Below are 13,650 nucleotides of genomic sequence, written 5' to 3' on the forward strand. Positions count from 1 at the left end.
GGTTTGACTGAAATTACGCCATAAAAAGCGTACAAAAAAGGCTCCATATCAGTGGGGCCTTTTTAATGACTTTTTATATAAGCATATTGCGACAACTAGAATTTTCACTTATAAATAAAGTGTTATCATGTGATCTATATATTCTTCTTAGAATAGAATCAATTTCTCTTTTATTATTTTGATACTCATCATAATCCTTATTTAATACATCAGAAAACAGCATGGTGTTAGTTTCTATTAAATCAGATAACAATGACGGTTTATATGCGTGTAGCAGATAGATAAGTGTTGGATGAACCATATCAAACAGGACTTCTCCCTCTAATTCCCAGTAACCTATTTTACAAAATTGGGTAGTAATATTAAAAGACCCCATTTGAAGACAGCGTAGTTTATTCATCTCCTCTTCAGTAAGCGTACCATTCCATTCAACACATTCCATTTTTCGATCTTCTCCAGATCGCATAAAATTATAAACTTCATCCTTAATGTCATCATCCTCATTAACTGCATCTTTAAGTTTATTAGCAAAGCCTTCTAATAATTCTGGATAGCGAGCAATTTTTTCTCCATACTTAATACATACTTTAAAAAACAACTCTACTTCATCGTCTTCCATCACTCTAAAAATACAGTTTTCTGAAACGTTGAGGAGACGATGCAAATTACATTTATCAATAACCTGGCCATCAATCTCAAATAAAACTTTTGTCTGATTCATATCAAAACGCATAACAAAGCGCTCTTGTTGAGATGGATTAGCATATTGTTTTAATTGTGTAAAGGCATGTATCTTCTCCATGCCGGTTATATCAACATTAAGTTCAGCTTGATTTTCACGTTCACATCCATGGATGAGTGTATATAATACCTCCAGCACCTCTTTTTTTTGTGTGTTCTGAAGCAGTCCTTAAATCTATCCCATACCCCCATGTATAGCGCTTCTTCTTTATTAGGACTCATCAAACGGGTTAGCCGTGAAGTATTAACTTCATAGTTATGACGATTACCAAAACTTAACGTAACTGGCATAATAACTCCTTTGATTATTTACCGCGAAAGCAAAATCCAATCCGTTGCTCTCATTTTTTGATTAAAACCACACTCTATTTAAGAGATTGAATCAGTCCGGGTTTAGAAATGACATCAGATTTACACCTGATTGCGCGTTGAATGCAACGCCAGGCACTGGACAGGCGTAACGTTCTTTGGACACATCTGAATTATGTTGAGAATTATTTTTGTTCTGACCACAAAAACGGCATCAACCATTTGAAAAAAGAGGCGGTTCATAAACAGCAAAACCAGGACGCTATGGATGATACACTTACAGTATGTATTGCGGTTCGGGCGTTACGAGCTGATGAATGAGCCACAATTTCTGGCGGTGCAAGCTATGCAGCATAGATTTGCCGTATATTTTATACTGAATAGAGGTAAAATAGCTCCATTGCAGCACATTCTGGAACAGCCACACATTCTGTAGTCCAAAATTTACGCTCGCAGTACCGCTTTTTTACAGGATGCAACCCCCTTACTAGGGTGCTCAACATGCCCGGAATGTGTCCATAAACCCCATGTTATTTAGAGCTAGCCGAAGCGATATGAGTAACTTAACCGATTGTATTACAAATGAAAGTGTTGCAGTAACTGCTGATAAAAAGCCGGTTATTGGTCGCATTCACTCCTTTGAGTCCTGTGGCACCGTTGATGGCCCAGGCATCCGCTTTATTACCTTTTTCCAGGGCTGCCTGATGCGCTGCCTGTATTGCCATAACCGCGACACATGGGATACGCATGGCGGTAAAGAAATCACCGTTGAAGACTTAATGAAAGAGGTGGTGACCTATCGGCATTTTATGAATGCTTCTGGCGGCGGCGTGACGGCATCCGGCGGCGAGGCCATTTTGCAGGCAGAATTTGTACGCGACTGGTTTCGCGCCTGTAAAAAAGAAGGTATCCACACCTGTCTCGACACCAACGGCTTTGTGCGCCGTTATGACCCGGTGATTGATGAACTGTTGGACGTTACCGATCTGGTGATGCTCGATCTCAAGCAGATGAATGATGAGATCCACCAGAATCTGGTCGGTGTATCCAATCACCGGACGCTGGAATTCGCGCAGTATTTATCAAAGAAAAATGTGAAGGTCTGGATCCGTTACGTTGTCGTTCCCGGCTGGTCTGACGACGATGATTCCGCGCATCGCCTGGGTGAGTTTACCCGCGATATGGGTAATGTCGAAAAAATCGAACTGCTGCCCTATCATGAGCTGGGCAAACATAAATGGGTGGCAATGGGCGAAGAATATAAACTGGATGGCGTGAAGCCGCCTAAAAAAGAGACCATGGAACGTGTAAAGGGTATTCTTGAGCAGTATGGTCATAAAGTGATGTATTAATCGCCTGCTATCTTATCCGCTTTTAAACGGCTACCCATGACGGTAGCCGTTTTGCTGTCTGGGTAACGCTCTTACCGCTAAAATACCCGACCCCGCCGTCAGACAGGCCTGGTTAACAATATTGCGCTTACCAGGTATTAAATACAGAGTCGCTTATCTGCTGCTGGGTTGAAGGTCTGACAACTATTGCTGCCCCGGCGCCTGTTAATACCGTGGTCTCCGCCTGGAACCCAGGCACCTGTAACCTTAAAAGGCGCTCGCCTGACAGGAGCGCCGTGGAAAAGAGCGTCGTTATGTGTTTCTACGCGCCAGCAGTGGGAAAATTAATCCCAACCCGACCAGGACAAAAGGTGTCACGATGTTCAACGTCAGCTGGAATGCCCACTCCGGCGTGAACGCCTCCATTTTGGGGAAAATACCGGTAAGGCAGGCAAACGCGGTGAAGGCAAAACACCATATTCCCACAGTTAACGCCAACGCCCGGTTGCGAATAAACACATATTCGGGTTTGTACTTTTGCGCCAGTCGAATGACGGCAATAAAGGCGACAAATACCCACAGATAGCGCAGCGGCATAACGACTGAATTGAGATTAAGCAGCCATTTGTACAGGTTGTTCATATCGCCGATGCCAAGCGTTGGCAACATAATCAAGATAGCGACCAACACTAATGTCAGCAAATAACCGTTAACTGGTGTACCTGAAGCGTTAGTACGACATAAGCGCTGCGGGATATATTTACTGTCTGCATCACCCAGTAAGACTTTCAGTGGCGCATCAATAGAAAACACCAGCGCGGCGATTTGCCCCAGAGTATTGGCAATGGCATAAATCACCATTAATGAATTACCCATATGGTAATACTCACCCAATTTCTGGAATGCATAATATTGCCCATTGGTCATTAAATCGTCAGGTATATGCCGGGAATCAAACATCATTCCCATCGCCAACGAACCGAGGATAGCGCAGACCGCAACCATGACGGCTAAAAAGAGCATCCCCTTCGGAAATTCTTTTCCTGGATTCCGCGTCTGGTTGACATAAGGCGAGATCTTCTCTGCCCCACCAACCGCAAAGACCAACATAGAGATGGTGGTGATATAGGTAAAATCGATATGAGGAATAAATGACTGCCAGGTGATGTTAGCGGTCGCAATTTCAACGTTTGTAATTGCTGGCGCGGTCACTGCCATCACAACATATAAAATTGACATGATAAACATGGCAATCCCAGCCACAGACCCAACAACCTTTAGCGATTTCATCCCCCGGGAAGCAACCCACATAAAGAAAACAAACAATGCCAGCGTCAGCCCCTGCAAGGCAACGACGGTATATTCTTTTATCAACGAGCCGTCGCCTTTTAAAGCCCATCCCAATGCAATGAGTATCGCCTGCGGCTTTTGCGCCAGGTAGGGAATATGCACGACCCAATAAGTCCATGCCGCAAGGTAAGCCAACCCCGGCCCCATCGTATGCTTAATCCAGGTACTGACGCCCCCTTTTCCCTCTTTGAAGGTTGAGCCCAGTTGCCCCACGATTAAGGCATAAGGAATAAAATAGAGCGCAAAAATAAACACCCAGGAGAAGACAACCACTAACCCCTGGTTAGCATAGTTATTGACAACATTGCCGAATCCCCAAACGGTAATAAACGACATCAGGGCGATGTTGTACCATCGCAACTGTTTTTCCTGCACATTCGGCATAACGCGATCCTTCGTGAACACAATGCTATTACTATAAATGAAGCGGGGGATTATGCGCGGTAAAGACGAAGAGAGAAAATAGAGGAGCGCAAAATTATAACCTTCGGCACATTTTATTTTTCAGTAAAGCAAGAAAATTATGCAGGTCAATTATTTTACGTAAAACATAAACAAAGAGTATGCAAGACTCACGTCCTGCATACGATTCAGAGAACAGTTAGATGTGGGCGACAGGATTAGGCGTCTGGCCGACGTTACGTAACAGCATCAGCAGATAAATAAACGATACGCTGGCGATCATAATAAACAGCAGATTATCTGAATAATTCTGCATTAACATCGCAGCAAAAGACGGCCCCAACAGGCTCCCTACCGTATAACTTAACAACAGCGCCTGGTTCATTGCCACAAGCTGGTGGTGTTCGACTTTTTCACAGGCCCAGGCCATTGCAACGGGATAAAGCGTAAAACCCGCCGCCCCCAGAATAAACAGAGCTGGCGCCATCGCCGCCTGGGTTAACATGGCAATACTGCCGAGTATGACAACGAATACCTGTACGCGTAATACCAGCAAGCGACCAAATTTGTCCGCCAGACGTCCCATTGGCCATTGCCCCAAAATACCGGCGCTCACCAGCACCGCCATCCAGAAACCGATGCTGGCGTTAGCCATCCCCTGATGCTTCAGATATAACGGCATCAGGCCATATAATGAACCAAGAACAATGCCGGAAATAATACAACCATTCACGCCAAGACGCGCCTGGCGTAGCTTCAGCATGGCGCTAATAGAAGAGGAATGACGTGCCTGCGTTTGCTGATTTACAATTCGGGTAAAGAGTAGCGGCAGAATTCCCGCCAGAATCATTCCGGTCACCCAGGGAAGGACGTGCAGCAATTCACCAGATACTTTACTGACCAATAATTGTCCAAGGAAGGTCCCCATGTAATAGACCATCATATAGGCAGCCAGCAGGCGTCCGCGATTATGCGAGGTTCCGCTGCACATCAACGCGCTTTCGACAACCACCCAAATCATGGCGCAGCCGATACCGGCAATAAAACGCCAGCTCATCCAGCTCCAGAACCCCACCATCACCCCCAACCCGACACAACCCGCGGCGAAGATCAGCGAGGCAAGATAATAGCTACGGTTAAACCCAATGCGTTTAATTAAATACCCGGTAAATAACGTCCCGACCAGATTGCCGGTAAAATAAGACGAGCTGACCATCCCCACCTGCCAGGTCGGAAGGTTTGCCTGAGCAAGCCACAGCGGCACAAGCGTATTCAGTACCGCAATGGCCAGGGTCAACAAAAGTAGCCCGCACAGCAAAAGCATGACGGGACGGGTATAGATGGACATGAATAAAAACCGTGAGGAAGTTCAAATTTCATGCGCATCATGCCATCGCCAAAAACATTGTCAATCGGCTCCGCATGGGCGATCCGCAAGTTTTGAGACTATCGATTCGATTTACTTATTCTGCACGTGAATATATTGAAAGGCTAAAAATTCATCCCCTTGTTTTTATTGATCTAACCCGCAAAATCGGCGTTTTGTTCAGTCGAAAAATTTCATGGTTCCTTTAGCTTCGTTTTCTTCTCTATGGATTTATATGCGCCTTCTCCGCCCCGGTTATATTCCTTAGATTGACGGCGGCTAAAGGCGTATTCGGCCTGCACGTTCTGCAGGCCGAATGCGCGTCAACGCGTTAGCTGGCTACCGCCATGCCCACGGTCATATGCAGCCCATAGAATACGCCGCGGCCAATCAATTCCCCCGCCAGCATCAGAATGAAGGCGACAGAGAGTAACGGTACCGCAGGTTGATACCCTTTTAACTGTGGCACAATCCAGCAGCACAACGCCGCCGCAAGCAGCACCATACGCCAGGCCATCAGCGAACCATAATCCGGCACCAGAGCAGACGCCTGCTGAATGGAACTGTGAATCGTCGCCAGTTCCGCGCCCTGCATGGCCACCATAATGGCAATAACCACCAGCGCCAGCACCGAAACCGCAGGCAACAGACGCATCGCCCAACCGTTCACGCCCGCGATGCGCAGCAGCAGATAACCCAGTAGCGGGCCACCCATAAAGAGCGTCAGGAAGAAGCCCAGCGGCGTCCAGACGCTATACCAGGTCGGTACTGTATCGATGCTGTTATAGACGCGTACCATCATCCAGACGAAGACGACGCCCAGTACCATCGTGATAATCAGCCAGAGTGTGCGCAGTGCCGGCGGCAGCTTTTTCAGTACCGCCAGCAGCCAGCCGATCCCGCCGACCGCAAAAAACACCGAGCCGCTGGCAATTTCATTGCTCAGTGCGGAAGCACCCACGCGGTTAAGCGAGTTAAACGCGCGCATCGGCGAGCCCAGATGCAGCATCGAGGCGATAAAGCCAATCCCCATCAGCACCCACAGACCAAACATACAGGCGATCACCCGCTGCTGCGTTTCCGCGCGCAGGTCGCCCTTCATCAGCGCCAGAGCCAGAACAATAAAACCACCGGCCACGCACTGACCAAAGACCGTGAAGATCATCAACGGCCATTCATGCCATCCACTTCCCATCTTATACCTCCTTCGGATTGGCCAGATAACCGGTGGTGTCCCCGGTCGGGCGGCTGTTGGCGTTGGGTTTAATCACAATATTCGGCTTCGTGAAATGCGCGCGCGGCAACGGCGCGACGGCAGCCAGCTCACCGTGTTTTTTGCGCAGTTCGTCTATCGGGCCGAAATCCAGCGCCCGCAGCGGACAGGATTCGACGCAGATCGGTTTCTTACCTTCCGCCACCCGGTCATAACAGCCATCGCACTTGGTCATATGACCTTTGGCCGCGTTGTACTGCGGCGCGCCGTACGGGCAGGCCATGTGGCAGTAGCGGCAACCGATACAGACCTCTTCGTTCACCACCACAAAACCGTCATCGCGCTTGTGCATCGCGCCGCTCGGGCAGACTTTGGTGCAGGCCGGGTCTTCGCAGTGGTTACAGGAGATGGAGAGATAGTAGGCAAAGACGTTCTGGTGCCAGACGCCGTTATCCTCCTGCCAGTCGCCACCTGCATACTCATAAATGCGGCGGAAGCTGACATCCGGGGTCAAATCTTTGTAGTCCTTGCAGGCCAGTTCGCAGGTTTTGCAACCGGTGCAACGGCTGGAATCAATAAAAAATCCATACTGGGTTGTCATCGGTTACTCCTTACGCCTTTTCAACCTGAACGAGGTTCGTATGTGACGGGTTCCCCTTCGCCAGCGGAGAAGGACGTTGACTGGTCAGTACGTTAATACATCCGCCCTGATCCACGCGTTTTGCATCCGGGTCATACCATGCGCCTTCTCCCAGAGCGACCACGCCCGGCATCATGCGCGGCGTCACTTTAGCCTCGATATGAACTTCGCCGCGATCGTTGAAGATGCGGACTTTATCGCCATTGTTGATACCGCGTTTCTGCGCATCCATTGGGTTAATCCACATTTCCTGGCGACAGGCGGCTTTCAGTACGTCTACGTTGCCATAAGTGGAATGCACACGCGCTTTATAGTGGAAACCCGTCAACTGCAGCGGGAATTTATCCGTTAGCGGATCGTTATAGTTTTCAAAACCTAGCGTGTAGATCGGTAATGGATCGATCACGTCGCCTTCCGGCAGCTCCCAGGTGGCGGCGATATCCGCCAACGCCTGTGAATAGATTTCAATCTTGCCCGATGGCGTTGTAAGTGGATTCGCTTGCGGATCTTCGCGGAAGTCTTTATAGGCGACATGGTGGCCTTCGGGGTCGCGCTGTTTGAAGATGCCTTGCTTACGGAACTCCTCAAAGGTGGGCAGATTCGGAATGGATTTACGCGACTGTTCGTACAGATGACGCATCCACTCTTCTTGCGTCCGGCCTTCGGTAAACTGTTGTTCCACGCCAAGACGTTTCGCCAGTTCGCTGGTCATCTCATAAATCGTCTTACACTCGAAGCGCGGTTTAATCGCCTGGTCAGTGAAGATAACGTAAGACATGTTCCCGCAGGAGGCATCCAGCGCAAAGTCCATCTGCTCAGAAGCAGTGCAATCAGGCAACAGAATATCGGCGTATTTTGCCGACGAGGTCATATGACAGTCGATAACGACGATCATTTCACATTTACTGTCATCCTGCAGGATTTCGTGGGTGCGGTTAATCTCAGAGTGCTGGTTAATCAAACAGTTGCCAGCATAGTTCCAGATCATTTTGATCGGCACGTCCAGCTTATCTTTCCCCCGCACGCCATCACGCAGCGCTGTCATTTCCGGGCCGCGTTCAATGGCATCGGTCCACATAAACATGGAGATGCTGGTTTCAACCGGATTTTCCAACGTGGGCATACGTTCAAATGGCAGGGCATAAGACCCTTCGCGCGCGCCGCTGTTACCGCCGTTAATCCCAACATTACCCGTCAGGATCGCCAGCATCGAGATGGCGCGCGTGGCGATTTCTCCATTAGCATGACGTTGTGGCCCCCACCCCTGGCAAATATAGGCGGGTTTAGCGCTGCCGATTTCTCGCGCCAGTTTAATAATGCGATCTGCCGGAATACCGGTAATTTGCGCCGCCCACTCCGGCGTCTTTGCGATACCGTCTTTACCCAAGCCCAGAATATAGGCTTTGTAGTGACCGTTTTTCGGCGCGCTGGCAGGCAAGGTTTTTTCGTCATAACCGACGCAATATTTATCCAGGAACGGCTGATCGACCATGTTCTCGGTGATTAAGACATATGCCAGACCATTGACCAGCGCCGCATCGGTACCTGGACGAATCGGAATCCACTCATCTTCGCGACCGGCGCCGGTGTCGGTGTAACGAGGATCGATAATGATCATCCGCGCGTTTGATTTCTGCCGCGCCTGTTCAAGATAATACGTTCCACCGCCCCCGCTCATGCGGGTTTCGCCAGGGTTATTACCAAACAACACCACCAGCTTACTGTTTTCAATGTCGGATGGACTATTGCCATCCGCCCAGCCGCCATAGGTGTAATTCAGACCCGCTGCGATTTGCGCGGAAGAGTAATCACCGTAGTGATTAAGATAACCGCCGCAGCAGTTCATCAGACGAGCGACCAGCGTTTTTCCCGGCGGCCATGAACGTGTCAAAGTGCCGCCCAGCGTTCCCGTGCCATAGTTCAGATAAATGGACTCGTTGCCATACTCTTTGATAAGACGCTGCATATTGGTGGCAATGATATCGTAGGCTTCGTCCCAGCTAATACGCTCAAATTTACCTTCGCCGCGCGCGCCGACGCGCTTCATCGGATACTTGAGACGATCCGGGTTATAGACGCGACGACGCATAGAACGACCGCGCAGGCAGGCGCGAACCTGGTGCAGGCCATCGTAATCATCGTTTCCGGTATTATCCGTTTCTACATATTTGATTTCGCCATCCACAACATGCATACGTAGCGGACAACGGCTGCCACAGTTTACCGTACAGGCGCTCCAGACGACTTTCTCGTCGGTTTTCGTCGGGCTTATCGCCTCTGCGGCGTTAGCGATGCGGGTAAATGGCAGGGTAAATGCGCTACTGGCCATCGCCAGGCCGCCTATCGCGGTGGTTTTGACTAAACCACGACGGCTCACCTCGGCTGCCAGCACGGCATCAGGGATCTTAGTTTTCATAAGGGCTCACTCTGCTGCTCACAATAAAAAAGCAATAAAACGATGTATAGAATTTTATATAGCGATAACGTCGCTATAAAGTCTGATATATATCGAAAAAGTAGAAAAATAGCGTTAAAAACTGACCTTCATTCGAAATCAGTATTACCCCTAATAGGGTAGGGATTATTGTCCGGTATCAAACTGGCATAAAAAAAGCGCCCGCAGGCGCTTTTTAGAAGAGGAGAAAGCGAGGATTAGCCGATATATTCCAGTCCGTTCATATACGGACGTAATACTTCCGGCACTTCAATACGACCATCAGCCTGCTGATAGTTTTCCATCACAGCCACCAGGGTACGACCTACCGCCAGACCAGAACCATTCAGGGTATGGACCAGACGGGTCTTTTTGTCGGACTTGCTGCGACAGCGTGCCTGCATACGACGCGCCTGGAAGTCCCAGACGTTAGAGCAGGAAGAGATCTCGCGGTAGGTATTCTGCGCCGGAACCCAGACTTCGAGGTCATAAGTTTTGCAGGCGCCGAAGCCCATATCGCCAGTGCACAGAATGATTTTACGGTACGGCAGTCCCAGTAGCTGGAGCACTTTTTCCGCGTGGCCGGTCATCTCTTCCAACGCAGCCATAGAATCTTCCGGGCGAACGATCTGCACCATCTCAACTTTGTCAAACTGATGCATACGAATCAGGCCGCGGGTATCACGACCATAAGAACCTGCTTCAGAACGGAAACAAGGCGTATGCGCCGTCATTTTAATCGGCAGCTGATCTTCGTCGATGATTTCATCGCGTACCAGATTGGTCAGCGGAACCTCCGCCGTCGGGATCAAAGCATAGTTACTGCTGTCTGCTTCTTCTTCCAGCGGACGGGTATGGAACAAGTCGCCTGCGAATTTCGGCAGTTGACCGGTGCCATACAGCGTGTCGTGGTTAACCAGATACGGCACGTAGTTTTCGCTATAGCCGTGCTGTTCCGTATGCAGATCCAACATGAACTGCGACAATGCGCGATGCATACGCGCAATCTGTCCTTTCATCACCACAAAGCGGGAGCCGGTCAGCTTAACCGCAGCGGCAAAGTCGAGGCCGGAGTGCATTTCCCCTAAGGTGACGTGATCGCGGATTTCAAAATCAAACTCACGCGGGGTACCCCAGCGGCTGACTTCAACGTTGTCGTTTTCATCTTTACCTACCGGCACTTCATCCGCAGGCAGGTTTGGGATGGTCAGCGCGATATCGCGGATCTCCGCCAGCAAGGTATCCAGCTCGGCTTTCGCCGCATCCAACTCTTCGCCCAGTTTATTCACTTCCAGGCGTAAAGGCTCGATATCTTCCCCGCGCGCTTTCGCCTGGCCGATGGATTTCGATCGAGAATTACGCTCCGCCTGCAGGTTTTCCGTGTTGACCTGCAAAACTTTACGACGCTCTTCAAGAGCGCGCAGCTTATCTACATCCAGCTTAAAGCCCCGGCGTGCCAGTTTTTCAGCGACTGCGTCTGGCTCATTACGCAGCAGATTGGGATCGAGCATGCTTATCCTGTGCTTATCGAATAATAAAAGGAAACGCGATCAATTGATGATCGCCTCTGATTGTATTGATGAACGTAAACCCCGTTTACGTAATAGCGACGTTTTCGCCTTACCTGACCGACGACAGCAACAACGCATCCATTGCGCTATACCCGCGGACCTCATAAGCAACGTGCTATCAGGCATAACGAGGTTCATCATCAACGCCATGATACCTGGAGCATCATATTTAGAGATAACCTTACCGCAACGTTTACACTAGCGGTAGCGTTTTGTGGGGCTATTTTGATCCTGTTCAGCCAGCCAGGCGAGCTTTTCGCCAATCTTACCTTCCAGACCACGATTTGTCGGATGATAATAGCGCGTTTGCGCGATTTCCGGCGGGAAGTACACTTCACCCGCAGCATAGGCATTGGGCTCATCGTGGGCATAGCGGTATTCCTGGCCATAGCCCATCTCTTTCATCAGTTTGGTTGGCGCATTACGCAGATGGACAGGAACGTCATAATCAGGACGTTCGCGCGCGTCGGCCAGCGCAGCCTTAAAGGCGGTATAGACGGCGTTGCTCTTCGGCGCGCAGGCGAGATAAACGATAGCCTGCGCGATCGCCCTTTCGCCTTCAGCCGGGCCGACGCGGGTGAAACAATCCCACGCGGCAATGGCGACCTGCATCGCGCGAGGATCGGCATTACCCACATCTTCCGAGGCAATCGCCAGGCAGCGACGCGCCACGTACAGCGGATCGCCTCCCGCGGTAATGATACGGGCATACCAATAGAGGGCGGCATCCGGCGCGCTGCCGCGCACTGATTTATGTAAGGCGGAAATAAGATCGTAGAAGCGATCGCCTTTGTTATCAAAACGCGCGCTGCGCTCGCCGGCGATCTCGGTCAACAAGGCGGGCAATAAAACGCGTTTGCCGCTGTCATCCGCCTCCGCCATATCAGCCATCATTTCCAGCGTATTTAAGGCGCGCCGCGCGTCGCCATTGACCAGCTCAGCAATCGCTCGCCGTGTCTCATCCGGTAACACGATATCCTGATCGCCGTAACCACGCGTTTTGTCCTGCATCGCCTGGTCCAGTACTTGCTCAATATCGTCAGTAGTCAACGATTTCAGCAGATAGACTCGCGCTCGCGACAATAGCGCCGAGTTCAGCTCAAAAGAGGGATTTTCCGTGGTCGCGCCGATAAAGGTGATAGTGCCATCTTCGATATGCGGTAAAAAGGCGTCCTGCTGGCTTTTGTTAAAGCGATGCACTTCATCGACAAACAGGATGGTACGGCGACCGGCATTACGATTCTGGCGGGCGCGCTCGATAGCTTCGCGAATCTCTTTTACCCCAGAAGTGACGGCGGAAATACGCTCGACATCGGCGCTGGCGTAGCGGGCGATCACTTCAGCGAGCGTGGTTTTCCCCGTCCCTGGCGGCCCCCATAAAATCATGGAGTGCAGATGCCCGGCCTCAATAGCGCGAGGCAACGGCTTACCTGCGGCCAGCAAATGCTGCTGGCCGATATACTGTGCTAAATTTTCCGGCCGCATTCGCGCGGCCAGCGGTTGAAACGTATTATCAGAAAAATCGAGCGACAGATTGCTCACTCATCGCCTCTACTTACGTTGGTCGTCTATCGTTACCCCTTGCGGCGGAGTAAACGTAAATTTTGACGGTTCAACAGCGCCGTTTTGCTGGGATTTTAGCTGATAGGCGCTACGCTGATCGTCTTGTTCTACGGCGCTAAACTGGTGGATAGTCCCGTCGCGTCCCACATTGATGGTGAACTGTTTCAGATTGCCGTTGCTGGCTTTCGGCGTCAGCACAAAATTATCGCCATCCTGCTTAATATTATACTGCTGCCAGTCGCTGGCCTGGTTGCGGGCAATCAGCATAAACGGTGTATTTCCGGTGGCATCTTTCAACCACGTGGCGGTAGCCTGTTCTACAAACGGGTTATAGAACCATAACGTTTTGCCGTCAGAAACCAGAATACTCTCGTCAGGTTGCGTCATATGCCAGTTGAATAGATTTGGCCGCTTAACCCATAAATCACCCTGTCCCTCCTGCACCGCGGCACCGCTGCCATCGGTGACTTTTTGAGTAAAGGTGGCATGAAAGCTGCTCACTTTATCCAGACGGCTTTTCAGAGAGCTGGCGGCGTCAGCCCATACGCTGCTGGCTACAACGCTTGAAAGTAATGCACAGGCGATTGCCATTTTTTTCATCATTATTCCTCAAGTTTCGACACTCCCGACCAGGAGCTCCTTTTGCTTTCTATTCCAGGCCAAAAATCAGCATGAGGAAAGAAGAAAATACTGAATTTTGTTGCCGGATGGCAGCCTCTGAACAGCGCCA

9 protein-coding genes and 2 pseudogenes are annotated in these 13,650 nt (G+C 50.2%); 2 read left to right on the forward strand and 9 right to left on the reverse strand.

What is annotated here, in order from left to right; translation table 11 throughout:
- Nucleotides 1-73: 73 nt before the first annotated feature.
- Nucleotides 74-1,032, reverse strand: a pseudogene (gene sopD2, locus AAYN39_RS09720) (type III secretion system effector SopD2).
- 130 nt (nt 1,033-1,162) lie between these two features.
- Between sopD2 and AAYN39_RS09725 the strand changes: the two are divergent.
- Nucleotides 1,163-1,486 (forward strand): annotated as a pseudogene (locus AAYN39_RS09725) (cytoplasmic protein).
- A 118-nt stretch (nt 1,487-1,604) separates the two neighbouring features.
- The gene (pflA, locus tag AAYN39_RS09730) at nt 1,605-2,402 is read left to right on the forward strand and encodes a pyruvate formate lyase 1-activating protein (protein ID WP_000067928.1); all 798 of its coding nucleotides are present in this window, start codon (nt 1,605-1,607) and stop codon (nt 2,400-2,402) included.
- Between the two features lie 291 nt (nt 2,403-2,693).
- On the opposite strand, the gene AAYN39_RS09735 is transcribed toward pflA, so the two are convergent.
- From AAYN39_RS09735 to lolA, 8 genes are all read right to left on the reverse strand, one after another.
- Nucleotides 2,694-4,115, reverse strand: a complete 1,422-nt coding sequence (locus tag AAYN39_RS09735; RefSeq protein ID WP_001134259.1) for an amino acid permease — start codon at nt 4,113-4,115, stop codon at nt 2,694-2,696.
- Nucleotides 4,116-4,332: 217 nt separating this feature from the next.
- On the reverse strand, nt 4,333-5,481 hold the full coding sequence (locus AAYN39_RS09740) for an MFS transporter (RefSeq protein WP_000029921.1): 1,149 nt from the start codon (nt 5,479-5,481) through the stop codon (nt 4,333-4,335).
- A 349-nt stretch (nt 5,482-5,830) separates the two neighbouring features.
- The gene (locus tag AAYN39_RS09745) at nt 5,831-6,694 is read right to left on the reverse strand and encodes a dimethyl sulfoxide reductase anchor subunit family protein (RefSeq protein WP_000534681.1); all 864 of its coding nucleotides are present in this window, start codon (nt 6,692-6,694) and stop codon (nt 5,831-5,833) included.
- A gap of 1 nt (nt 6,695) precedes the next feature.
- Nucleotides 6,696-7,313 (reverse strand): dimethylsulfoxide reductase iron-sulfur subunit DmsB, encoded by a 618-nt coding sequence (dmsB, locus tag AAYN39_RS09750; protein WP_000213069.1) that lies wholly within the window; start codon nt 7,311-7,313, stop codon nt 6,696-6,698.
- 10 nt (nt 7,314-7,323) lie between these two features.
- Nucleotides 7,324-9,768, reverse strand: a complete 2,445-nt coding sequence (dmsA, locus tag AAYN39_RS09755; RefSeq protein ID WP_000850260.1) for a dimethylsulfoxide reductase subunit A — start codon at nt 9,766-9,768, stop codon at nt 7,324-7,326.
- A gap of 236 nt (nt 9,769-10,004) precedes the next feature.
- Nucleotides 10,005-11,297: a serine--tRNA ligase gene (gene serS, locus AAYN39_RS09760; protein ID WP_000886697.1), complete on the reverse strand. Its 1,293-nt coding sequence runs from the start codon at nt 11,295-11,297 to the stop codon at nt 10,005-10,007.
- 258 nt (nt 11,298-11,555) lie between these two features.
- A complete protein-coding gene (gene rarA / locus AAYN39_RS09765) occupies nt 11,556-12,899 on the reverse strand; it encodes a replication-associated recombination protein RarA (protein ID WP_000067785.1) in 1,344 nt (447 codons plus the stop codon).
- Between the two features lie 9 nt (nt 12,900-12,908).
- Nucleotides 12,909-13,520, reverse strand: coding sequence for an outer membrane lipoprotein chaperone LolA (gene lolA / locus AAYN39_RS09770; protein WP_001765126.1), 612 nt, complete (start codon nt 13,518-13,520; stop codon nt 12,909-12,911).
- Between the last annotated feature and the right edge of the window lie 130 nt (nt 13,521-13,650).

This window comes from Salmonella sp. K21076 (genome assembly GCF_039650795.1).
GTDB lineage: Bacteria > Pseudomonadota > Gammaproteobacteria > Enterobacterales > Enterobacteriaceae > Salmonella > Salmonella enterica.